Origin of the sequence: Microcoleus sp. A003_D6 (assembly GCF_036702825.1) — a bacterium.
Classification (GTDB): domain Bacteria; phylum Cyanobacteriota; class Cyanobacteriia; order Cyanobacteriales; family Microcoleaceae; genus Microcoleus.
On the sequence record NZ_JAUBWA010000022.1, the window covers coordinates 42,474 to 66,669 of the forward strand.

Annotated in this window: 20 protein-coding genes; 15 read left to right on the forward strand and 5 right to left on the reverse strand. The window is 45.5% G+C overall.

What is annotated here, in order from left to right; genetic code table 11:
- Positions 1-50 precede the first annotated feature (50 nt).
- Both QUB70_RS08990 and QUB70_RS08995 read right to left on the reverse strand, forming a co-directional pair.
- On the reverse strand, positions 51-674 hold the full coding sequence (locus tag QUB70_RS08990; protein ID WP_332979742.1) for a hypothetical protein: 624 nt from the start codon (positions 672-674) through the stop codon (positions 51-53).
- Between the two features lie 415 nt (positions 675-1,089).
- Positions 1,090-1,416 carry a YbjQ family protein gene (locus QUB70_RS08995; RefSeq protein WP_332979744.1) on the reverse strand — a complete coding sequence of 109 codons (327 nt, stop codon included), beginning with the start codon at positions 1,414-1,416 and terminating at the stop codon, positions 1,090-1,092.
- Positions 1,417-1,566: 150 nt separating this feature from the next.
- Between QUB70_RS08995 and QUB70_RS09000 the strand changes: the two genes are divergently transcribed.
- The 3 genes from QUB70_RS09000 (at position 1,567) to crtO (ending at position 5,580) form a co-directional block, all read left to right on the forward strand.
- Positions 1,567-2,670: a tetratricopeptide repeat protein gene (locus QUB70_RS09000; protein ID WP_332979745.1), complete on the forward strand. Its 1,104-nt coding sequence runs from the start codon at positions 1,567-1,569 to the stop codon at positions 2,668-2,670.
- Positions 2,671-2,845: 175 nt separating this feature from the next.
- Positions 2,846-3,628: a class I SAM-dependent methyltransferase gene (locus tag QUB70_RS09005; protein ID WP_332979746.1), complete on the forward strand. Its 783-nt coding sequence runs from the start codon at positions 2,846-2,848 to the stop codon at positions 3,626-3,628.
- A gap of 254 nt (positions 3,629-3,882) precedes the next feature.
- Positions 3,883-5,580: a beta-carotene ketolase CrtO gene (gene crtO, locus QUB70_RS09010; protein ID WP_332979748.1), complete on the forward strand. Its 1,698-nt coding sequence runs from the start codon at positions 3,883-3,885 to the stop codon at positions 5,578-5,580.
- 78 nt (positions 5,581-5,658) lie between these two features.
- Here crtO and QUB70_RS09015 read toward each other — a convergent pair whose 3' ends face one another.
- Complete coding sequence (locus QUB70_RS09015) at positions 5,659-6,459, reverse strand: HEAT repeat domain-containing protein (protein ID WP_332979750.1); 801 nt, start codon at positions 6,457-6,459, stop codon at positions 5,659-5,661.
- A 191-nt stretch (positions 6,460-6,650) separates the two neighbouring features.
- Entirely contained in the window at positions 6,651-6,875 is a 225-nt protein-coding gene (locus QUB70_RS09020; RefSeq protein WP_332979752.1) for a polymorphic toxin type 34 domain-containing protein, read from the reverse strand.
- A gap of 300 nt (positions 6,876-7,175) precedes the next feature.
- Between QUB70_RS09020 and QUB70_RS09025 the strand changes: the two genes are divergently transcribed.
- The 5 genes from QUB70_RS09025 to QUB70_RS09045 all read left to right on the forward strand — a co-directional run bounded on the left by QUB70_RS09025 (position 7,176) and on the right by QUB70_RS09045 (position 14,108).
- Entirely contained in the window at positions 7,176-8,276 is a 1,101-nt protein-coding gene (locus QUB70_RS09025) for a saccharopine dehydrogenase family protein (RefSeq protein WP_332979753.1), read from the forward strand.
- Between the two features lie 401 nt (positions 8,277-8,677).
- A complete protein-coding gene (locus QUB70_RS09030; RefSeq protein WP_332979755.1) occupies positions 8,678-9,031 on the forward strand; it encodes a hypothetical protein in 354 nt (117 codons plus the stop codon).
- A gap of 251 nt (positions 9,032-9,282) precedes the next feature.
- A complete protein-coding gene (locus tag QUB70_RS09035) occupies positions 9,283-9,804 on the forward strand; it encodes a hypothetical protein (protein ID WP_332979756.1) in 522 nt (173 codons plus the stop codon).
- 500 nt (positions 9,805-10,304) lie between these two features.
- Entirely contained in the window at positions 10,305-11,630 is a 1,326-nt protein-coding gene (locus tag QUB70_RS09040; protein ID WP_332979771.1) for a hypothetical protein, read from the forward strand.
- A gap of 591 nt (positions 11,631-12,221) precedes the next feature.
- Positions 12,222-14,108 (forward strand): PAS domain-containing protein, encoded by a 1,887-nt coding sequence (locus QUB70_RS09045; RefSeq protein ID WP_332979758.1) that lies wholly within the window; start codon positions 12,222-12,224, stop codon positions 14,106-14,108.
- Positions 14,109-14,188: 80 nt separating this feature from the next.
- Here QUB70_RS09045 and QUB70_RS09050 read toward each other — a convergent pair whose 3' ends face one another.
- On the reverse strand, positions 14,189-14,506 hold the full coding sequence (locus QUB70_RS09050) for a hypothetical protein (RefSeq protein ID WP_332979760.1): 318 nt from the start codon (positions 14,504-14,506) through the stop codon (positions 14,189-14,191).
- Positions 14,507-14,617: 111 nt separating this feature from the next.
- Between QUB70_RS09050 and QUB70_RS09055 the strand changes: the two genes are divergently transcribed.
- The 7 genes from QUB70_RS09055 to QUB70_RS09085 all read left to right on the forward strand — a co-directional run bounded on the left by QUB70_RS09055 (position 14,618) and on the right by QUB70_RS09085 (position 24,119).
- The gene (locus QUB70_RS09055; RefSeq protein WP_332979762.1) at positions 14,618-15,517 is read left to right on the forward strand and encodes an ion channel; all 900 of its coding nucleotides are present in this window, start codon (positions 14,618-14,620) and stop codon (positions 15,515-15,517) included.
- Positions 15,518-15,658: 141 nt separating this feature from the next.
- Positions 15,659-15,985 carry a DUF433 domain-containing protein gene (locus QUB70_RS09060; RefSeq protein WP_332979763.1) on the forward strand — a complete coding sequence of 109 codons (327 nt, stop codon included), beginning with the start codon at positions 15,659-15,661 and terminating at the stop codon, positions 15,983-15,985.
- 3 nt (positions 15,986-15,988) lie between these two features.
- Positions 15,989-16,330, forward strand: a complete 342-nt coding sequence (locus QUB70_RS09065) for a DUF5615 family PIN-like protein (protein WP_332979764.1) — start codon at positions 15,989-15,991, stop codon at positions 16,328-16,330.
- A gap of 43 nt (positions 16,331-16,373) precedes the next feature.
- A complete protein-coding gene (locus QUB70_RS09070) occupies positions 16,374-17,549 on the forward strand; it encodes a metallophosphoesterase family protein (RefSeq protein WP_332979765.1) in 1,176 nt (391 codons plus the stop codon).
- Between the two features lie 247 nt (positions 17,550-17,796).
- Positions 17,797-20,838 carry an SMC family ATPase gene (locus QUB70_RS09075; protein WP_332979766.1) on the forward strand — a complete coding sequence of 1,014 codons (3,042 nt, stop codon included), beginning with the start codon at positions 17,797-17,799 and terminating at the stop codon, positions 20,836-20,838.
- A gap of 193 nt (positions 20,839-21,031) precedes the next feature.
- Positions 21,032-22,201 carry a pyridoxal phosphate-dependent aminotransferase gene (locus QUB70_RS09080; RefSeq protein WP_332979767.1) on the forward strand — a complete coding sequence of 390 codons (1,170 nt, stop codon included), beginning with the start codon at positions 21,032-21,034 and terminating at the stop codon, positions 22,199-22,201.
- 16 nt (positions 22,202-22,217) lie between these two features.
- Entirely contained in the window at positions 22,218-24,119 is a 1,902-nt protein-coding gene (locus QUB70_RS09085; RefSeq protein WP_332979769.1) for an aminopeptidase P family protein, read from the forward strand.
- The last annotated feature ends 77 nt before the right edge of the window (positions 24,120-24,196 follow it).

A 24,196-nucleotide genomic window follows, 5' to 3' on the forward strand; every position in this document is an offset into this window, starting at 1 on the left:
TTAAAAATAGTGCTTTCACGAACATAAACTTTCCATGTCCGATCGAACTTTTACGAGTGATGGCGAGGGGTGCGCGCGCCCGCAGATGCTCCGATCATCGAAGCAACCAAACCCAATAGGGAGCCGAACAAAAATGACCAGCCAGCTTTGGCGGCATTTTCAGCAATATTGCGAGTATCTTGAGCAGATATGTTAGGCGCTTGGTTCGGCAGATTGACCGCGCCTTGCTGGGCTTGATTAATCACTTCTCCCGCATTTGCAGCTACTACGCCAAAAGTACCGGCTACGCCGTTTGCTAACAGCCAAGAGCCAATTGTTAAGGTAGTTGCCCATAAAATTGCACCGTTCAAAAGTGCCGTGCTCCGGTTCATTGGCCCGCAAGCGCGAGCAGTTACCCAACCGCCAACGCCCAAGCTAATTAGCAAACTGATGATTGACCAAATTCCTACCCCAGTACCCACGCTGCCAGCAATAGTGCGCGGTGCTCCTGAATTAGCAATGTTGCTCAACCCGATCGCAGCGCCCAATGCACTTAAAACTAATTGCGTGGCGATCGCAATTACCAAACCTGAAAAAATCGGCCCCCAGCGTACTCGATCGTGGTATTCCATGACTGAATTCACCACCACGGGTTCGGTAACAACGTTATCTACAGGTCTATTTACGTATGACATAGCTTTTCTTTCCTTTGAGACTTGCTTTAATTTTTAAGAATCTTTCACCTAAGCATCGATCGTGGCTGAGATTGATAGAAACTATATCTGCCTGGGGAAATAACCACTCTCTATGTCTGAAGAAAGAAACGAAAAAGTCATCAGCCCTCAGCAAGCAGCGATTAGCTAATGACTGATGACTGATGACTGATAACCCAATACGGTTCACTTAACACTATTTATGCCCCGGAGATCCCCCTAAATCCCCCTTAAGAAGGGGGACTTTGAGAGCTTTCTTGTTCCCCCCTTTTTAAGGGGGGTTAGGGGGGATCTCTCTTAAGTGAACCGTATTGGCTGATAACCAATAACTATTTTATCCAGTTATAAAAGTTCCCGGATGTATACAGGAAATGCGGACGTATACAGAAAATACAGCTTAACGCAATCTTACAGCCGTCCCAACGGCAGTAATCAGCAGCAAAGCCCCAGAAGTGTCTACATTAATCGTGCCTGTGTCAACTTCCACCCCGATTACGGCATTAGCACCCAGGCGCTGGGCCCGTTTTTCCAGTTCTGCGAGGGCATCTCGCTGTCCTTTGAGAAACACTTCCTCGTAACTGCCGGTGCGCCCGCCGATGATGTCGCGAATGCCCGCGAAGAAATCTCGCAGGGCGTTGGTGCCGTAGACCACCTCAGCAGTTACAATTCCCAAGTAAGATTGAATTTCTGCTCCTTGGATGATATCAGTTGTTGTTACAATCATCAGTTGCCCTCAAATGCGAAAATTTTGAGTTGGTCGAGTTCTGTAGGTTTACTACATCTCGCCGTTCAAAAATTCCAGGCAAGCCCTAAGCTCTCAGTTTGGCAAGCTGACAGCAGTTCGCTCTTTTATTCCACACACTCTTTGAAACAAATGGCCGTCCACAAACAAAGTCTCTTGGTATTCAGTACGCTGTTAGTAGCAGGATTCGCTGTCGCAGCGCCGCTTCGGGCGCTCTCAGCAGAAATCTCAGTTCAAGCTAAGCCTAAAAGTGATTCAAATTTAGATGCTCTGCTGCGACAAGGACGCGAGTTGGTAGATTTAGGAGACTACAGTAAGGCGATCGCCATTTATCAGGAAGCGGCGCGTTTAGATACAGAAAACCCGCGCATTTTTTCCGGTATTGGCTATTTAGAAGCGCGTCAGGGCAACTATCAAGCCTCAGTGCAATTTTACCAACAAGCGATCGGTCTCGAGCCCAATAATGCTGACTTCCAATACGCCTTGGGATATGCTATGGCGAATTTGAAAAACTATCCCGCAGCAGCCACAGCTTACCGCCGCGCCGCTGTGCTCGATCGCAAAAATGTCAATGCCCGGATCGGTCTCGGAGTGGTACTCTTTCAGCAAAAAGATTACAGCAATGCTTTTAAAGCATACCAAGAGGCGATCGCCCTCGATCCGAAAAATTGGCAAGCTTATTCTTCAATGGGCTTAATATTGATCCAGCAGGGAAATTTTGCCAGTGCTGTCACCGTGCTCCAACAAGCAGCCGAACTCGCTCCCAAACAAGCCGGTGTCCAGTTAAAATTAGGTACTGCTTTGCTGCGGGGCGGCAACACTTCCGAAGGTCTAGCAGCTTTTGAAGAAGCGGCAAAGCTAGAGCCTCGGAATCCAGAAGTGCAGTTACAAATTGGCGAACTTCTCAAAGCTCAAAACGACTTCGACGGAGCAATTGTAGCTTATCAGCGGGCTATTGCGGTGCGACCTAATTTAGTGGAAGCACACTCCGCGATCGGGGAAATTCAACTAGAAAGACAAGATTTTTTAGGAGCTATTACCACTTTTCGGCGAGTGATCGGGCTCGATCCAGACCGGGCGGAAGCTTATTACAATATGGGTAAGGCACTCAAAGCGCGCGATCGCAAATCCGAAGCAATTGAAGCTTTTCAACGAGCCCTGGACACTTACCGCCAGCAAGGAAACAATGATGGTGCCCAAAAAGCTGAGGCGGCGCTCCAGGAACTAAAGCAATGAGTAATTGGTAATGGGTAATTGGCAATGGGTAATTGATAATTACATCGTTCCCATAAAATAGATCCCGGAGGGCGGGTTTATGTGTTTCTTCAATTACCTCAAAAATGGCTGGTAAAACCCGCCCCTACATCTCTTACAAACTGTCAAATGCCAATTCACAACTGACAACTGACTTATGAATTCAAGTGATTCTAGACCGCCGCTTTACGAAATGAATCCGCTAGGTCGATTTGACGATCGCGCCGCCGATTATGTCAAGTACCGACCGAGTTATCCAGCCGCTGCGATTGATGCGATTTTAGAAGGACTTGGGGAAGCTTCACAGTTAACAGCAGCAGATATCGGTGCTGGAACGGGCATTTCTTCGCGTTTGTTAGCAGAAAGAGGCCTTCGAGTATTAGCAATCGAACCCAATGCCGAGATGAGACAAGCGGCTGAAGTTCACCCTTTGATAGAGTTTAGAGAAGCAACTTCCGAAGCAACTAATTTGTCTGAATCATCAATCGATTTAGTAACTTGCTTCCAGTCTTTCCACTGGTTCAATCCTGTTTTAACTTTACCAGAATTTCGGCGAATTCTCAAGCCGTCGGGAAGGTTGGCTGTAGTTTGGAATTTGCGCGATCGCACGGATGAATTGACACTATGCTACACCCAAATAGTCAAGACAGCTTCCAACAACCATCCTGCTGAAAGACGAGAGAGAGCGATAGAACCTCTGCTAACAAGTTCGGATTTTATTAATATCCAAAGCAGGGATTTTGTGAACAAACAAGATTTAGATTTACAAGGACTTATTGGACGGGCTCAGAGTTCATCGTACATTCCGAACTCGGGGCCGCAATTGCAGCAACTTATCTCGGATTTGACCGAACTTTATGAAGCTCACTGCGGCGATCGGGGCTTTGTTTCATTGGTTTACAAAAGTAGGGTTTATCTTGCAGCTAGTTATGATTTTTAATATTTTTTACCGCAGATGAAGGCGGATTGACGCGGATTTATGTGATATAATCTCGGGGCGAGTTGACATGGGCGATCGCTCTGTAAATTCAAGAGGAAATAAGCGCGATCGCACAGTAGCATTTGGTAAAAACTCCATCTTTTGTAAGATGCTAAAACAGCTTTCTGAAGGTGAATCTATTTCTATTGATAGAGACTGCCAACTTGTTAACATTTGTAAAATAAGCAAAATATCCTATCCCCAGAGCTTCATCTATGCAAACGTATGACGTGATTATTATAGGAGCAGGTCACAACGGACTGGTCTGCGCCTCTTATCTCCTGAAAGCGGGATATACCGTCCTGTTGTTAGAAAAACGTTCGGTTCCCGGCGGTGCGGCCACTACCGAAGCTGCGATCCCCGAATTGCCGGATTTTAAATTCAACCTTTGCGCGATCGACCACGAATTTATCCATTTAGGGCCAGTTGTAGAAGAATTAGAACTCGAAAAATACGGTTTAGAATATCTTTTCTGCGATCCCGTCGCCTTTTGTCCCCATCCAGACGGCAAATATTTCTTAGCGCACAAATCTGTTGAAAAAACTTGTGCAGAAATCGCTCGCTATAACGAGCGCGACGCTAAAAAATATGCCGAATATACAGACTTTTGGCAGCGGGCTTTAGGTGCAATGGTTCCGATGTTTAATGCGCCACCAAAATCCCTCATAGATATTGCAGGCAACTACGATATTGCCAAACTCAAAGATTTATTTTCAGTCATCGGTTCCCCCGACAAAACGCTAGACTTTATTCGCACGATGCTCACCAGCGCTGAAGACCTTCTCAACGAGTGGTTTGACGAGGAATTTATCAAAGCACCCCTAGCAAGATTAGCCGCAGAACTCGGCGCGCCTCCTTCGCAAAAAACCCTTGCTGTAGGCGCAATTATGTTGGCAATGAGGCACAATCCCGGCATGGCAAGACCGCGCGGAGGGACGGGTGCATTAGTGCAAGCGCTGCTCAATTTAGTGAAAACCTATTCTGGTGTGGTACTTACCGACCAGCACGTCGAAAAAATATTAATTGATGACGGTCGCGCTGTGGGAGTTCGAGTTGCCGGCGGCACGGAATATCGCGCTACAAAAGGTATCATTTCTAATATTGATGCGAAGCGCTTGTTTCTGCATTTAATGGATGACAGCGATGTCGATGCTGCTGACCCGAATTTGCGGGAAAGATTGGAGCGCAAAATTGTTAACAACAACGAGACTATTCTTAAAATAGACTTAGCTCTCAATGAAATGCCCAAGTTCGATCGCTGGAATCATCGGGACGAATATTTAATGGGTTCTGTTTTAATTGCCGACTCGGTGAAACACGTTGAAATTGCTCACAGCGAACCTGCGATCGGCAAAATTCCCGACTCTGACCCATCAATGTATGTGGTGTTTCCGACGGTAAGAGACCCGTCAATGGCTCCCCCAGGACACCATACGGCTTGGATTGAATTTTTTGCTCCTTACCAGATCGAAAATGCTGAAGGAACAGGCCAGCACGGTACGGGTTGGACGGATGAGCTGAAAAACAAGGTTGCCGATCGCTGCATCGATAAATTAGCAGAATATGCGCCCAATATCAAGAATTCAATTATCGGTCGCCGCGTCGAAAGCCCGGCAGAATTAGGAGAGCGTTTGGGGGCGCTGAAGGGGAATTATTACCACGTTGACATGACCCTGGATCAGATGATATTTTTCCGTCCTTTGCCGGAGTTGGCGAATTACAAAACGCCGATCGACGGTTTGTTTCTGACGGGGGCGGGAACCCATCCGGGCGGCTCGATTTCGGGGATGCCCGGACGCAATACGGCTCGCGTTTTCCTGCACTCGCAGCAGCCTTTCGCGCAGACTTTGGCAGATGCGGCTAATACTCTGAAAGCGAAGGGTAAGTCGGTATTTCGGAGTAATGAGAAGTAAGATTTTTAGCAACCGCAGATGAACGCAGATAAACGCAGATGAATGGGAGCGTTATCTGTGTTTATTTGTATTGATTTATCAGTGTGCGAGTGCGATAATTTTTTCTGGTTGACTCCCTGTGAAGGGAAAACGACGCGCGATCGCCCTCAATACCCTTTCTAAATCGGGAGCATCTTTCGCCAATGTTGGCTGCTCCTCCCGTTCGGTCAAATCTGTTAAAATATTCAGGACGATCGTTGCTAAATGTTCATCAGCATTATCCAACAAACTCAATAGCTTTTCAATATCTTCTTTCGCGCCCAACCAGTACCTCGCTCCCAGTAATTCAGCTTTTACTGATAAAGGAAGCTCTAATTTTAGATACTCTTCCAGTTTTGGCAATAGCTGCGGCGTACCTAAAAGCCCGATCGAATTAGCAGCATACCCTCTAACTGCTGTATCTTCATCAACATCAAGCAGTGAAAGCTCCAGAGTTTCTATAGCTGATGCTTCTTCTAAATACCCAAGAGTTTCTGCTGCTGATGCGCGAACCAGTGCCGAAGGGTCATTTCTGAGTATATATTCTATTGGTGCAACCGCAGGAGTATAATCAAGTTCTCCCAGTGCCTCCACTGCTTCAGACCTAACCAGTTCTTCTGGATCGTTTAGCAAAGGCATTAATGCAAGGCCAACTGTCTCTACTTCCTCTGAACCGAGATAACCTAATGCCTCGGCTGCATGGGCTCTAATGGATTCATCGGCGGATTTTAGCAATCTTAATATCTTCGGTACAGCCTCATAAACTTCTGCATCTACAAGCTGTATCAATGCTTCTGTTTGCAGGGTATAATCATCTGAATCGCAATAATCTAGCAGTGTTTCAGTTGTCAGCTTATCCATAATTTTTGCACCTACCTAAATTTTAGTGCTTCCAGCCTAGGTTATTTTCACACTCATCAGTTAGATTGAATGGCATTACGCAAGTATCAAAATGACTAAGTGTGAGTAATTCGACCTCCCCCAGAACTCTCTGAATTTCGTGGTACTACACTAATTGCAGACTAATTTTGGGAGATGTTTCTTTGAGCAGCTTACCTTTTCATTTTCTTCTTTTTGCCGCTGGAGCGGCTCTGTCTGTCACCAAAGGCTTTCTGGGTTCTTTTAATTTTTTCCATTTTTTCTTTATCTTTATCGCGTTTAGCTTGCTGTTTCAATATTTCGAGTGCTTCAGACTTATCTGATGCTTTTTTTTCTGCGATTAGTTGGTTAACTTCTTCTACAATACCAGTATCAGCTACATTACCTTCTGCTGTCATAGTGTTTTATATTTGGTTTATTATATAGCGTTTTCTTTTTGGTTTATTATAAGGGAGTATTAAAAATATTAGGCACTTTCATATTCTCATAGTCTAACTCAGACATCCCAACCTTGTCAATACTTGGGTGGGGGTTTATTCAACTTGTCTGCAATTAGTTTGATTTATTGATTTTCCCCGCCCCTCTGGGGTTAGGGACATTGGTGCAAGATATGAGTTATCACAAATTCATCCTTTGTGCAGATGCAAGTTATGCGCGAAAATATAGAAACTCAGATTAGCGTTACCCTTTTTTGAGCGATGGCAAACCGAGTTTTGATTGTCGGGGGCCGAGGACGAATTGGCAGCAGCGTTGCCCAAGACCTTGTTACCCATACCGATGCAGAAATTACCGTTACCGGACGCAACTCTGAAGCCTCTATTGGGCCGGGATTGCCGCCGGATCGGGTGCAGTACCAAACTTTTGATTTAGCGGACAGTGCAGCCCTGCAAAAAGCTGTTTCAGAGTCTAATCTTGTCGTTCACTGTGCGGGGCCTTTTCACTACCGAGACGCCGGCGTGCTGAAAACTTGCATCGAAGCAGGTGTTAATTATACTGATGTCAGCGACAGTCGCAGTTTTACTCGCAGAGCTTTAGAATTGCGCGAAGCCGCTAAAAAGGCTGGGATTACTGCTATTATTAATACGGGCATTTTTCCCGGTGTGTCTAACAGCATGGTGCGCCGAGATGTGGAACAATTAGATGAAGCAGAACACATCCATTTGAGTTATGTCGTCGGAGGTTCTGGCGGTGCTGGTGTTACAGTAATGAGAACCACTTTTTTAGGATTGCAAACCCCTTTTGACGTTTGGGCCGATCGCAAGTGGCAGCAAGTAAAACCCTACAGCAATCGCGAAACAATTGAATTTCCCGCACCCTACGGCAAAACAGGGGTTTACTGGTTCGATATGCCGGAAGCCATCACTTTGGCCGAAACTTTCCCCGTCAAATCAGTTGTAACTAAATTCGGCACGTCTCCCGACCTTTACAATCACCTTACCTGGTTTGTTGCTAAGTATTGGCCCGCTAGCTGGCTCAAAAATAACTCCGTGATTGAATTTCTCTCCTACGTCAGTTACGGGATGACCAGTGTTAGTAATAGTTTTAGTGGGGTTGGTGTGGCAGTGCGATCGCAAGTGACCGGTCTCAAAAACGGTCAACCCGCTAAAGTTTGCTCGACAGCGGTACACCCAAATGCTGCCGCCGCTACCGGCATCGGTACTGGTAGCATCGCTCAATTAATGTTAGGAGGAGAACTGGAAAAACCTGGCGTTTGGTCGGTAGAGCAAGCTCTTTCTACCGAACTATTTGAACAAGCGATGCAGAGTCGCCACCTCAAGATCGATCGAGAATCTTTGTAACTTTTGGATTGAAAGGCGTTGGCATATTTGTCGAGTTGCGAATAACTGAAATGGCGTAGCAACCTCAATCAGGCTTTCAGAATTACAGGCTTTGGGATCTGCGATCCCAGAAAGTTTATTTGTTGTGGAACGGCACTCCTAGCCTGTTACTGAGCATGGTAGCTGATGTAAGGAATCTTCTATTTAGGAGCGGAGCGAACTAATCTATCTTTTGGTAGAAGTAAACTTAACGAGCAGGCGTTTAATATATTTCACAACACGGTAAATATCCCTTTTCGCTGTCTCAGGGCGCAGCACTTGCAACCAAAGTTGCCCCGATCGCTAAATTTTGAAATGTGCGATCGCAGTGAAGGGGTGACAAACACCATAATTTTTGCGGAAAAATACGAGGAGAAGTTGATATGAAGCGGGTTTTAAAAGCTCTCGGACAAACATTGAGCCAAAGCATTTTGCTGTTCTGTACGCTGGCTTTCATTGGTCTGCTAGGTCTAGCGGTAGTACCCAGTCAGGCTGCTTACGCAGGTCAAGACAAGAGTCACGCGCCACAAGAAGCTAAAATTACTGACCCCGCAGAAAGTTTCGAGGATCTCAATCCCCAAGCAGCTTACGAAGATATAGTCAAAACCGCTCAAAATCCTGCAAAGGTCGAGAAAGTTTACGACGAAAGCTTAAAGGAGTACAAGGGAGAACACCCGCAAGAAAGCTTAGTTCAAAAAGCTGAAGGTTTGATCGAAAAGGTCACGGGCAACGAATAAATCAACAGATTTATATCTAACCCAAGTGGCTGGTAAATACTGACCTTCGGTGAGTATACAATTATGTAGGGTGCGCATAGCGCACCTTACTGCGTTAGAGGATCGTGTCAAACCACTTTTTGCATTCAAAAGGGTTTTGTCGTTCTCCTTTTTTTGAAGCTAGCAGATTCATCCTTAAGGAAGATGAATAAATAGGAATTTAAACGGTAAAGTTAATAAAAGTTACAGTTAGATAAAAGGTAAAAAATATCATGAGCGATGACAAAAAAACGGTAAAGGAACCTGATGCTAACCTCGACCCGCTTTCGGGGGAAACGGGGGCTCATCCAGTGGCAACGGGTATCGGTGCGGCGAGTGCGGGTGCTGCGGGTGCTGCGATCGGCGGTGCGATCGGCGGGCCTGTGGGAGCTGTTGTGGGCGCTGTTGTGGGCGCGTTTAGCGGCGGTTTGGCGGGCAAAGGTGTGGGCGAGGCGATCGACCCTACGGTAGAAGATGCTTACTGGCAAAGCAACTACAGCTCCCGTCCTTACGCGGACACGAGCGCGACTTACGACGACTATCAGCCTGCATACCGCACGGGCTATGAGGGATACAGCCGCTATGGCGGTACTGGTAAGAGCTTCAACGAGATCGAAAACGATTTGCAGCGCGACTACGAAACAAATCGCGGTAAGTCGAACGTGACTTGGGAAAAAGCTAAGCACGCCACGCGCGACGCTTGGGATCGGGTGGAACGCGCTGTTCCTGGCGACATTGACAAAGACGGCCGCTAACACCGTCAGCAAGTATTTCTCAGTCTTGGACGCACATAAACTCGATCGTTCCGGCTTTTTTACCGGGACTGCGGAATGCAGCGAAGTGTTTCGGTAAAAAAAACCAGTTTATGCATCTTGGACTGTTGTTGGTATCTAGGACTATTTTCAACGCGAGTTGAGCAAAGTTATGGGGAATTTTCAGCCCCTCTCTACATCAGGGAGGGGTATTTTTAGGCTCCGTTGAAATCGCGTTTTTCGGCAATATTTTGCCAGGGCTGGTTTTCCGGCGATCGCCAAAAAAATTTATTAACCAGAGAGTTTGAGATTAACACTCTTTTTTGACTGTTAGCCTTAAAATTAAACTTAATTCAGGACTCAGGCATCGATCGCATATTTTTGTGATTGTTCGCGATGCGCTTTCTTCAATCGCAGCCGGATCGTAAAGCGCCGGTGGCCTCAAGTCCGATAATTGTTAATCTAAATCCTCTCATTCAAAATCGGTATTACTTGTGGATGCAATGTTGGAAATAGCTTGGACACTCAAGCAAAATTTAATTGACTTTGTGCTGGATGCTGAGGGAGAGTTGGCTGTAGCTTTGGAAGCTTTTGCAGCAGCTCGATCGACCGGCGATCGCTATGACATTGCTCAGCAAAATCAAGTGATTGACAGTTTTACCGTCGAAGGTAAAGTAGGAGAGAAAACGCCGATCGATCTATTTATCGAGAGTCAGCCAGATTTAACCGAGATCGAGATCGGTTTGCTAGAAAGTTGGCAGAACAAAAGCTTCACCGGCTTATTTGAAATCACTCAAATTTCCCCCGACGGCTTCGATGCGATGAACTGGCTGACAGCTAAGCACTACGCTGTCAAGCCTAACAGCGCGAATTTTCAGCAAGAAATGTCTCGCTTTAAGTTAGGAGAAATCTTGCGGGCTCGGATTGCTCCTCTCACCGATGACTGGTGGATACTCTCGGGCCCTCCGATACCGATGGGGAAATTGGGCAAGCCGAAGTTGGCGGTGGCGATCGGCAATTTCAAGCAAAATCACAAAAAGAACCTGTACAGCGATGCCCCGGAATTGTTAGAGCAAGCTTGGCAGTCGGTAGAACAGTACCACGAAGATTTTACCGAATTTTTTGGCAGCGATGAAGTGACGCTATCGGGATATCACCTCAATAAACAGTTGGCTGAATTTCAGGAAGTAATCACTAAAAAACGCCTCGCTGATATCGGCATCGATCAAACTAAATCTCTCGCGGAAATAGTTGAAGATGCGGGAGTCGATGCAGAAGAAATTAAAGCAGCAGCTATAGCAGCAGCCGGTGCAGATCCCTCTTCAGTTGAGGTAGCGATCGACAGCAATCCTAACTCAAAAATGGTAATGCCTAAAGCTGAGTTGCCCGATCGCTTCAAGAAAGCCGAACAGGTGACAGCACTTTCTCATCCCCGCTGGGGGCAAACCTTTTTGTCTACCTACAGCCAGTTTACCGCAATGCTAGCAGCCCCAGACTTTTCCAGCATTCCCGGTTACGAGAAGCTGGTTCGCAGCTATCTAGAAGATCCGGCAATTAATGTGTGGATCTGGCGGCGGTTAGCTAAATTTGAGCCGGCAAAGTTAGAACAAATTTTGCAAACAGTATTGGAACGGCCTGATTTTCAGATCGATCGCGATTTAGATGCCCTGCTGCAAGAGTTTAAAAAACCCTTAGAACCCGAACTCCCCGAAATTGCAAGCGTTCCCCTGCACCTGCACAACTTATTTCAGGAAGCTTTAGGCGAAGTGAACAAGTCAAAATCCAAGCCACAGGAGAAAAAGAAAAGCTCTAAGGGCTTTAAATCCTGATTTTAGGAACAGGCCGAAAAGCCTGTTCCTAATTTGCCTACTGGCATCAAAATCTCTGCACTTCACCGTAAAATTACTTACTCTATCCCATCTAAAATTTCAACTCTAAAATCGATTGACCGAAGTTGAAAAACCCGGAATATTAGTGCGGGCGTCCCGCTCGCGATCCGCGCCGCGAGCGAAGGCGCTGGCACTGCAAGTCGAAAAATTATGATTCCGATGAAGCGCGGAAACGATATCAGTCCAGTTTAATTCACACCTTAAAAATCACAACTATTTTCAGTAATATAACTGAACTCAATATTTTTTTTGCTCGCTCAAACTTGGTGGAATTATCCATCTGTGTCAGCGCCGAGGGATTGGCATCGAAATTATACCAATTTTAAAAAAGAATGCAACAGTATTCTTGTTCCCCCCGCAATGCAGCGGGGGGCTAGGAGTGTCGAAGAGTGTTGCACAATTTTAGAGAAATGGTATTAAAACTCTACCGCTCAAGTTCAAGATTTATTTCTTTTGACACTTGACTCAAAATAAGGTGTTATGATTTGAGATATAAAAAAATTGTCTTCATAAGTTTGAGCGCCGACTACAATGATGCAAAATGTATTAAAACACGTGCGGGAATTGCAGGGACATATCGAGCAACTACCTGTAGATAAACAGGCGATTTTAACAAGCAGTGTCGAGCAGTTGTCTGTATCTTTACAAGAATTGGCTGCGGAGTTTCAGTCGCTTTTGTTGTCTAAACAAGCCCAAGCCAAGTTAGAAAGAATTAACAGCAATTTAGACATTAAAGTTTCCCAGCAAGCTGCTAGCATCAGACATTTAGAGCAGCAGTTAGAGCAAAGCCATATCCTGTACAGAAAGGTGACTCAGGCACTGACCAAAGGGGAATCCCGACTGCAAAGTCTCCTGCAAAATTCTTCCGATTTGATGACAATTATCGAAGCAAACGGACGCATCCGAGACCAAAATTCGATCGCAGCAGAGCGGATGTTAGGCTACAATCTCGAACAAAGAATTGGCGAATTCCAAGACGATTTTATCCACCCAGACGATCTACCTGTTTGGCAAGCATATTTTGCAAAATTACTCAAACAGCCAGGGATTGCACCGCCTGTAGAATATCGGAAACGCCACGCTAACGGTTCTTGGGTGTATTTAGAAGTCATTGGTAACAATTTACTACACGATTCCAGCATCAACGGCATAGTCATCAATTCCCGCGATATCACAGAGCGCAAGTTCTCAGCAGCAGCTTTGGAAAAATCGCAAAAGCAAATCGTTAATATCTTAGAAAAAATCACAGACGGCTTTTATGTACTCAACCGCCAGTGGCAGTTTACCTACCTCAACGCGAAAGCAGAGCAGTCCTGGCAAAGAGGGCGTCAAGAACTTATAGGTAAAAATATTTGGGATGAGTTTCCTGATACAGCCGACACGATTTTTTCCAAGCAGTTTTACAGAGCGGTATCTGAGAACGTTAATGTTAAATTTGAAGGATATTACCCGCAGCTAAATATTTGGTTTGAAGTCGAGGCTTATCCCTCGGAAGAAGGTTTGTCGGTGTTTTTTCAAAATATAACCGATCGCAAAAATACAGAAGACGCACTGCGAGCATCAGAATCGCGCTACCGTATTCTCTCGCAAATGACTTCAGATTTTGCCTATTCTTTTAAAGTATTGCCTGACAATACCTGGGCCTGCGAATGGATGACTGAAGCTTTTACTAAAATTACGGGTTATACTCCCCAAGAAATCGCAACTTCCGGCGGTTTACAATTCGACTGCATTCATCCCGACGACCTAGAAATGCTGGTAGAACAAATGCAGCTTCGTTCATCTAGCCGCAAGGAAGTAAGCGAATATCGAATTGTCACCAAATCCGGTGAAATCCGGTGGCTGTGGGATTGTCGGCAAGTTGTGTGGGATGAAGTCGAGAACCGCGCTGTCGGCCTTTATGGTGCTTGTCAGGACATCACACAACACAAGTTGGTACAGGCTAAATTGTGCGAAACCAATCAAGTTTTACAAGGCTTAATTAAAGCTTTGCCGCTGGCAGTTGTCGGGGTTGATAGTAATGCTTTGGTGACGGTGTGGAATTCTGCGGCGGAGCGAGTTTTTGGCTGGAAGGAGTCTGAGGTTGTGGGGGAGCTTTTGCCGATCGTCCCTAGCGATGAAAACGTAGATTTTTATGCTATGTTTCAGTCAGAATTGGCAGGGGAAACGCAAGTTGCTAGGGAATCTCGGCGGCGGCGGAAAGACGGTTCATCAATTGATGTCTGTATTTGGACTGCACCGATGCGAGATGCTGAGGGCTTGACTTCTGGCAGTATCAAGATAGTTTCTGAGATTTCAGAAGTAAACGGAATGGAGGAAAATACGGGCTGGTTGCAATCCCGCAGAGATCGACTAGAACCATTTTGGGCGCGTTATGTCAAGCTTCCTGCGGGAATGAAAAATTTACAAACAACCTGAAACCAAACTCTTGTGGGGTGGGCACTCTTAGCCCGCCCCAAAAATACAATTTAGATGCGGGACACCTTAGCTTCACGTTTTTAATCTTCGACTCGCCGAACAGCCATGCGTTGCAGCGGCAGACTGAGTATGCTGGAAACTGTCAACAAGTAAGATAGAACCGTGGTCAGCTTCAGACTTGCCAACAACCAGTTGTCCTCCGGCAGAGGTATCTTTAGGCCCAAGACAGACATGGAGTAGACTATTGAGTAAACAAAACTCATCTTAATGAGGATTTCTTCGCTTAAAGTGCGATCGTCCCTTGGCTGCGATTTGCGATCGCCCAGCAGGATTAGACCCGCAATAGAAGCCACACAAGAAACCATCACGAGATAGTCATGCCAGTTAAGCTCAACCATTTTAAACTTCCTTTTTATCTTAATTTTTAGAATCTGACATCAGTCTAAAGGATAAGTTTTCCCAGTCAAAGCAATAGTTACAAATTGACACAGCGGTAGTTACAAATCTCAATGAAAAATAATCGCGATCGGCAGCCACAGCGTTTAGTCAGCAGAAAAGGATCTTTCACCCTGAATGTTGTCAGACTAGGCCTACCTCGCCTGCATTTTGCCGACCTTTACCACTGGCTGCTAACTCTTTCTTGGCCGCGATTTTTCATTTTAATCTGGCTGTCGTATACACTCACTAACTCTTTCTTTGCTCTAGCTTATTTAGCCGGAGGAGATTGCATCGCCAATGCTCGGCCCGGTTCTTTCAAAGATGCCTTTTATTTCAGCGTGCAAACAATGGCAACGATCGGCTACGGTGCCATGTATCCGCGCACGGATTATGCTAATACTATCGTCTGCATCCAAGCGCTTTTTGGTTTGTGGGGAGTGGCAATGATTACAGGGCTTGCCTTTGCGAGATTTTCCAAACCGACTGCTAGAGTTATATTCAGCCGAGTAGCCGTTATCGCTTCTTTCAACGGCGTTCCAACTCTCATGTACCGCACAGCAAATCAGCGCTCAAACCAAATTTTAGAAGCGCAGCAGCGAGTTACTTTAATTCGCGATGAGGTAACATCTGATGGCGATTATATGCGGCGTTTTTACGATTTGCAATTGGTGCGGAGTCAATCTCCGATTTTTGCATTAACTTGGACGGTTATGCACGTAATAGATGAGAACAGTCCTCTCTACAAACTTACTGCAAAAGACTTGGTTGAGCAGCAAGCGGAGATTGTAGTTACGCTAACGGGACTTGACGAAACCGTTTCGCAAACTATTCACGCCCGCCATTCTTTCGTAGCATCAGAAGTTTTGTGGGATATGCGGTTTGTAGATATTATATTGCGATCGCCCGAAGGAAAGCGTGTCGTTGACTATACTCGCTTTCACGAGGTGAAGGCTGTTGAAGTGAAGTTGTGATTTAGCGAGTCGCGGATTTGGTATGCAGTACGCTAGGATTGGCAGTTAAATATGTTGAATACAATTTGGGATGGTAAGTGCTAGAATAGTTTGATGGAGACCCAACATATATTTTTTTACTATTAAGTACGAATAACGAATATGACACTGAAAGAATTACAACCGCAACTCCTTGCATTAACTTCCGAAGAAAAAGCTCAAGCTATACAATTACTAGCTCAAAGTTTAAGCAATTTTTGGCCGGGAATTCAAAAGACTCCCGGCGTAATGGGTGGCGAAGCCTGTATCAGACAAACGCGGTTTCCTATTTGGCTGTTAATAAGTTATCGCCGTGAAGGTGCTAGCGATGCTCATATTTTAGAAGGTCATCCCGATCTGAGTGCTGCCGATTTGGTAAATGGTTTTGCTTATGCTGAGGCACACGTTGATGAGATTGAGAAAGCAATTAGAGAACAAGAAGAGGCATAAACTGTGGCGCGTATTTATGCAGATGAACAATACCCTTTTCCGGTCGTAAAAATACTGCGTAATTTTGGGCATGATGTCCTTACTGTTCAAGAAGCGGGGAATGCAAATCAAAAGATTCCTGATGAAGAAGTTCTAGCTTTTGCTGTTAGCACGAATCGCGCAATTGTGACACTAAACAGACCAGATTTTATTCGACTGCACAGGTTAAGTTCTGACCATAATGGGATTATTGTATGCACGAGCGATCAAAATTGGCAGCGGCTGGCTGCGCGGATTAATGAGGCTATTTCTAATCTCGAAACTTTGAGAGGTATGCTGATTCGAGTTAATCGCCCGTCGGACTGAATATAAGTGATAGAATACATCGAGTCTGAAATTCACTTATACTATGCGAATAATTCATACTGCTGACTGGCATTTGGGGCGGCGTTTCCGAGGAATCGATCGCACTTCCGAAATTGCGATCGCCCTCGAACAGATTTTAAAGCAAGCAAAAGCCTTGGAGGTCGATGCTGTGCTCGTTGCGGGCGACATTTTCGACGTGCCCAACCCGACCGCTTACGCCGAACGCATTGCTTATAACTTTTTCTGCGAATTGCAAGCCGCCGGAATTCCCGCAATTGCGATCGGCGGCAATCACGATTCTGCATCCCGCATCGACAGCATTGCCCAATTGCTTTCCCTCGCCGGCGTTCGCGCTTTAGGTAAAGTCAGGCGTTCCGCAGACGGCGGCACAATTAATCTTAACACTAAAAGCGGTAAACTTTGCGTGGGAGCGATGCCTTTTGCTTCCGAACAAAGACTGTTAGATGCTAATTCTCTCTGGCACTCGGGCGATACCGACCGCCGCAAAGATTACCGCGAAATTGTGGCAGATTTACTGCAAGATTTAACCAGGGATTTTAGAGACAATACTGTGAATATACTCATGGGACACATGAGCATTGACGGCGCTCGATTGGCTAAATCCGAAGTCGCTTACTACACGCGAGAAAAATACCTGCTTTCCTCGCAAACTCTGCCGCCGGAAGCTCAGTATGTTGCCCTCGGACACATCCACATTCACCAGCGAATTTCTGAGAGTTCTGGCGCTTATTATTCCGGTTCTTTGATTCAGCTAGACTTTGGAGAAGCGGAACAGGAAAAAGGATTTTGCTTGATAGAAGTTGAGCCGGGAAGTCAGGCAAAAGTGGAATTTAGACCTGTGGCTTGCCACAAGCCGTTAAAAGTGCTTAAATGTGACAATGACAATCTTGATGCAACTTTAGAAGCTCATCAGTATCATCCGGGTTTCTTGAAGGTAATTGTCGAGCTGGACAGTCCGCAAATCGGACTTGCCGATCGAGTGCGTCAAATCTGTTCTCAAGCGCTGTTAATTGAACCGCGCTATCCAGATGCAGCGCTAGAACCCCCAGAAATAACTAATATCGATCCCAATAATTTCGATCCGGCAGCAGAGTTTTGCAACTATTATCAAAACCGGTTGGGAACGACACCGAAACCGGCAGTATTGGAGGAATTTCAAAATTTATACAAAAAGTTTAAGGAAACAGTTAATAATTAGATGGGTAAAAAGATAAAATCCAAAATCCAAAATTCAAAATTCAAAATCGTTTTAAAAGATAAAGTTACGATCTATTTCGCTTGTATTCGAGTCTAGATCCCCCTAAATCCCCCTTAAAAAGGGGGACTTTGATAATACTCTTGTCCCCCTTATTAATGCGGGATCGGGAAGACTGTAGAAGGAAGACAGTACACCTCAACATAACAATCCCAAATCTAAAATCCCAAATCCCAAATCTAAAATCAGTATGCGTCCACTAGAACTTATTCTCGAAGGATTTACCAGCTTCCGCCGCGAACAGCGTTTAGATTTTTCTGAACTCGATTTGTTTGCAATTACTGGTGCTACAGGTGCGGGCAAATCTTCACTGCTAGATGCCATGACTTACGCTCTTTTTGGTACGACAACTCGCAGCGGCAAACAAGTAAGCGATTTGGCAAGTCAAGGCAGCGAAAATTTAAAAGTGCAGTTGCGTTTTGCTGTGGGTTCGGCGCAGTATCGGGTGACGAGGCGCTGGCGTTTCCGTCCCAAATCTCCAGAGAATAAGGTGATTTTGGACAACTGGCAAAATGGTGGCTGGGAAACTTTGGGAACGAGTATTGTTGCTGTTCAAAATACGATCGAACAGATTTTAGGAATGGATTTTGATACTTTTACCCGAGCAATTGTTCTGCCTCAAGGCAAGTTTGATGAGTTTATTAAAGGGGATGCTTCAAAACGCCGGGAAATTTTGCGGCAGCTAGCGGGATTTGAGATTTTTGAGCAGATGCGGAAGGAAGCAAACGAGCTCGCGAAGTTGCTGAAACAGGAACGGGAAATGGTGGAAAGGCAGCTAGCTGAGTTGAGTGCGCCGGCGGCGGATGAGGTTGCCGGGAGACGATCGCAACTTTTGATTTTAGAGCAGCAGTTGCCGGAGTTCGATCGCGCAATTATGAAAGCTCAAAAGGATCTAGATGAAGAGGAACAGCTATTTTCGCAAATCGCTCGCTGGCAAAAGCTGCAACAAGAACTGGCTCAATTAAATGCTAGTTCCGCTGAGATGACAATTTTAGCACTGCGTTTAGAAAGAGCGCAAGCTGCCAATCATTTACAGGGAGATTGGGCTTTAGTGCGATCGGCTCGCAGTCAATATGAAACCGCCGAAAGCGCCGCAGTGGCAGCGCGAGAACGGTTAATTAAAGCTCGCTCCGAGCTGGCAGCAGAGCAGCAGCAACTTGATGCAGCAAAAGCCCAAGAAGAGGCATTAGCTGCACAAATTAAGGCTCGCGAAGATGCTCTGGCTGCGGCTAAAGTATATGAAGAACAGCGCGCTCAATTAGAAACAGAAGTTGCGCGCGCCCAAAAAACTCAACAGGAAAAACTCCGCTTTTTCCAAGCAGCAGATAAAGAACTGCAAGCTGCTAACACTAAAATTCAGGCTGCTGGTTTTCGAGTTACTAAAGCAGCGGGACTGCTCGAACAATATTCGCCGGGAGGAAAGCGTTTAGATAAGTTGCAGCAAATTGCACCCTTATTGATGGAATTTGAGCTAATTTCCAAGCAGGGAAAAACTCAGCAGGAACAGTTGAATAAATCTATCGCAGAGAGGGAAAAATATCAACAGAATTATGTGCAGGTTGTTGCTAATTTAGAAGCAGCCCAAATCAAGCTGAAAAAGTGCGGCGACGAGTTAGAAGCGGCGGAAACAGCTAATGCGGAAGCGGCGCGTTTAGAGAGTGTTGCTGCTGTCAGAATGTCGCTGAATTCTGGCGATACTTGCCCGGTGTGCGGGGGGGTGCATCCTGAGAGCGATCGGCTGCCTCCTTTGCCGAACTCTAATATTGTCGATCTCGCTGGTTTGCGGCGGAAATTTGCGACGGCAAATCAGGCTTTTCAAGGTGCTCAAATGGCTGCGGCTGAGGGAAAAAGCGCAGTTTCATCCTGCCAGCAAAAAGAGTTAGAAATTGCTCAAATGTTGGAATTAACCGCGAATAGAATTGCCGAATTGCAGCAGCAAATCACTCAAGTTCTGGAAAATTCTCAGTGGGAAGTCTTGCGGTTGCAGCAGGAGTTGGCAATGCTTAAAGAGAGCGATCGCCAATACCGCGAAATCGAACAGCAGTTCCAACTGGCATCATTGGAATATGATAATTTTCAGCAAAGATTTAATTTTGCAGCGGCGACTCAAGCAGCTAAACAGCAGGAATATCAAGATGCGATCGGCGAATCAGACCGCCGGCAGCAGCAGTTGCAAAGTTGTGTAAATGCGCTTTATCAAATTACCGAATATCAACCTTATGCTAATTTAGCAAAAGCCTTAGAAGAAGACAAGCAAGAGTTGACAAATCTGCTGAAAGTTGCCGAAAAATCTTATCAAACTGCTCAAAATACTGCTATTCAAGCAGCAGAGAGAGAGCAACAAGCTGGAGAAGTTTTTGGACAAGCCCAAGCCCACAAACAGCAGTTAAACCTGGATTGGTCAGCAAAATTAACAGCGGCTGATTTCACAGAAGAGACCTTTTTAGCAGCGGTTGCGACAGTTAAAGAACAATCGCAATGGGAAAATGCTATTCGCTCTGTCCGCGAGTCAAAAATTCAGTTAGAGACGCGGGCGAAAGATTTGAGCGAGGCGATCGCAGGCAGGACTAGCGATGACAATACTTTAGCACAAGTGCGATCGGCAAAACACACCGCCCAAGAAAATCTGAAACAAGCCAACAAGAACCGCGCCGAACTTTTAGCTTGGATTCAAGTAGCAGCCCAAAATCTCGAACAAGCCGAAAGACTGTCACAGCAAATCACAAATTTTACAGAACAAGAGCAAACTTATCACACCTTAGCGCAGAATCTCAAATCCAACGAATTTCAATCCTACATTTTAGAACATTTAGAAGCAGAATTAGTCGGCAGCGCCACATTAATTTTGCAAGAATTAACCGAAAATCGCTACAAATTAAAAAACCAAGACGGCGAATACTGGGTAACAGATAATTGGAACGGCGGCGAAGCCAGACGAGTGCGAACACTTTCCGGCGGCGAAACCTTTGCCACTTCCTTATCAATGGCTTTAGCTTTGTCAGAAAAACTTTCTCAGGGAGCTCACTTGGGCAGCTTATTTCTAGATGAAGGATTTGGCACTTTAGATACCGAAACTCTCGAAAGCGTTACTCAAATTTTAGAATCTTTGCGGCAGCGAGAAAGGCTGATTGGAGTGATTACGCACGTTCGAGGATTGGGCGAAAGATTGCCCGCACAAGTTAAAGTTTTCAAGTCGCCGCAAGGTTCTAGAATAGAAATTGAAAGAGTTTAGAAGACAGGGCTGTTGAAACCGCGTCTACACAAGCAAAACCCGCCTCCGCGGGTTGAAGATTGGACGGTTAACATTACGTTGTTTTGTTCAGTTATTGTCTTCAGTCCCCGGAGGCGGACATCGTTTGTCTAGAAGCGGTTTCAACTGCCGTCTACTGCAAACAAATTTTATTCTAAAAACAAAGTTAAATTGAATGAAAAATCACCCCACTCGAATGCAATCGGTACAGTCGCCAATCATTCCCGTTGTCGGCGAACTGATCCGCCATAATCCGGGAACAATATCTTTAGGACAAGGCGTAGTTTACTACAATCCGCCACAAGAATCATTTGACCGAATTCCCGAATTCTTCGCAAATCCCGACAATCACAAATACAAAGCCGTGGAAGGAATGCCACAATTACAAGATGCAATTGCAGCCAAACTCAAAACAGATAACAACATAGAAATTAACAGCAAAAACTGCGTTGTTGTTACCGCCGGCAGCAACATGGGATTTACCAACGCCCTTCTCGCCATCACTTCGGCGGGAGACGAAGTTATTATCCAAGCACCTTATTACTTCAACCACGAAATGGCGGCAATCATGGCAAATTGCCGACCAGTAATAGTAGAAACTGACGCCAATTATCAACTTAATATTGATGCTATAGAAAAAGCAATTACTGATAAAACGCGAGCCATAGTTACCATTTCACCAAATAATCCCACTGGCGTTGTTTATTCAGCCGAAGCACTCCGGGAAGTTAACGAAATTTGTCGCCAGCACAACATATATCACATCAGCGATGAAGCATACGAATATTTTACTTATAACGGCGTCAAACACTGTTCGCCCGCCGCTTTTCCCGATAGCAGCGAACATACAATTTCTCTATTTAGCCTCTCCAAAGCCTACGGTTTTGCGAGTTGGCGGATTGGGTATATGGTAATCCCAGAACACTTGCTCGTTTCAGTGAGAAAAATTCAAGATACAATCTTAATTTGTCCTCCGGTGATTTCCCAGTATGCAGCCCTGGGAGCCTTGCAAATTGGTAGAGGTTACTGCGATAATTATGTAAGGGCGATCGCCTCCGTGAGACAACTCGTATTAGACGAACTCAATACCATCCAAAACTTGTGTACAATTTCCCCAGCCTGCGGAGCATTTTACTTTTTCTTGAAAGTTGACACTGAACTCGATACAATGGAATTAGTAGAACAATTAATTCGCGAATATCGCGTAGCAGTGCTTCCCGGTACAACCTTCGGCATGGCTAACGGCTGCTATTTGCGCGTTGCTTACGGTGCTCTGGAGAAAGCAACCGCTACCGCAGGTATTAGGAGATTAGTTAAAGGTTTGAAGACAATTTTAAATAACTAAAATAGGAGATTAAAAAATGATTGCAACTAACTTGAAAGGAAATACAAATATTCAAGATACCTCCGCTGCAAAACTGGCAGACTTGCGAGATTTGATGGCAGATTACGACTTAGATTGCTATTTCATTCCAGCGGTTGACGAACACTTAAATTTATCAGTTCCCGCAGCCAAGCAGCGCAGGGCTTGGATTTGCGGTTTTACGGGTTCCGCCGGCGATTTGTTGGTTGGCAAAGATTCCGCTTGGTTGTTTGTGGATTCTCGCTATTACGAACAAGCCGAATTGCAAGTCGATACTGGAATTATTCAAATATCGAAACTAGGCTTAGAAGGAAATTTAACCTTAATTGAAACTTTAGAAAAACTGGCTGTAGAATCGGCACAAAAATCAACGAAAGTTCGCCTGGGTTTTGACCCGTTTACCGTAGCGACAGAGCAATATCAAAATTGGGTGAAAAAATTTGCGACTGCGGAGGTTGAACTCATACCAATCCCGGATAATTTGACAGACAAAGTGCGATCGCAAACTCCTTGGCAAACAGCAGAGACTTTACCCGCGATTGATGCAGATCCGATATTTAGCTTACCTGTATCCCTGACAGGAGAAACCGCCGCTGAAAAATTAGCTAGAGTCAGGGAAGCGATGGAAAAAGCCAACATCGATGTGCTTCCTATTACCAACCTCAATCAAATAGCCTGGCTGTTCAATCTCCGAGGCTCGGATATTCCCCACATTCCCATTTTCATATCCTATGCCATTGTCACCACAGATTCAGCGTTTTTGTTTACAAATCCCGAACGAATTTCACCAGAAATCAAGCAAGAATTGCGGGCGGATGTAACTTTGCTTCCCTACGCAGACTATCCGCATACTTTAGAAACTTGCGTAAATTTGCCACATAAAGTTCGGGTACTTTTAGACCCGAAACACAGCACAGCAGGCACGTACCAGTTAATATCAAACCATCAAAAATCCCAGTTTTACAACATCGAAATAGTTTTTGAGGCGCATCCGGTAGAAGGGATGAAAGCTCGCAAAAATCCGGTTGAAATCGAGCAGATGAAATCAGCAAATTTCAAAGCAAGCCGAGCGAAAACTTTGACTTTAAAGTGGTTGACAGAACAGCTAGAAAGTGGTAAAGTATTGACAGAGTTTGATGTCAAAGAAAGCATCGAAAGATTTTACCAGGAAGAAACAGATTTTCAGACTTTAACTTTTAGAACGATCGCCGGTGCGGGAGCCAATAGCTCGATCGTACATTACGGAACCCCCAGCCCAGAAGTCACCTTAAAACCCGGAGAATTGCTGCTGCTTGACTCAGGGGCGCAATATTTAGCAGGTACAACCGACGATACGAGAACAATAAGTATCGGAGAACCGACGGCGCTACAAATAGAACACTACACCACAGTTTTAATCGCGCACATCAACTGTGCAATGCAGCAATTCCCCAAAGGAACAACTGGAGCGCAATTAGATGCGATCGCCCGTGCGGTATTATGGCAACAACAGCTAGACTACGGACACGGCACCGGGCACGGAGTCGGCGCGTTTTTAGCAGGTCACGAAGGGCCAAACGGCATCAGCAAATCTGTGCAGTATCCCCTGGAACCGGGAATGGTGACAAGTATCGAACCGGGATATTACGAACCGGGCTGGGGCGGAATTCGCATCGAAAATCTCTATGTTGTCAGGGAAATGCCGTCAAAAAACGCTACGGTTTGGTACGGATTTGAACCGCTGACGTATATTCCATTTGAAAGGAAATTGATTGATGCCGATCGGCTGTCACAGACTCAACTCGCATGGTTAAATAATTATCATGCTGCTGTAGTCGAGAAACTCTCACCCGTACTTGATGCAGCAACAATCGCCTGGTTGAAAAAAGCCTGCGCTGCGTTAGGTAATTTTGGTTTGTAGTAGACCTCTTGCAAAAATAATTAGGACGGGCAAGATGCCCATCCCACAAGAAAAAATAACTCTTGTGGGATGGGCAT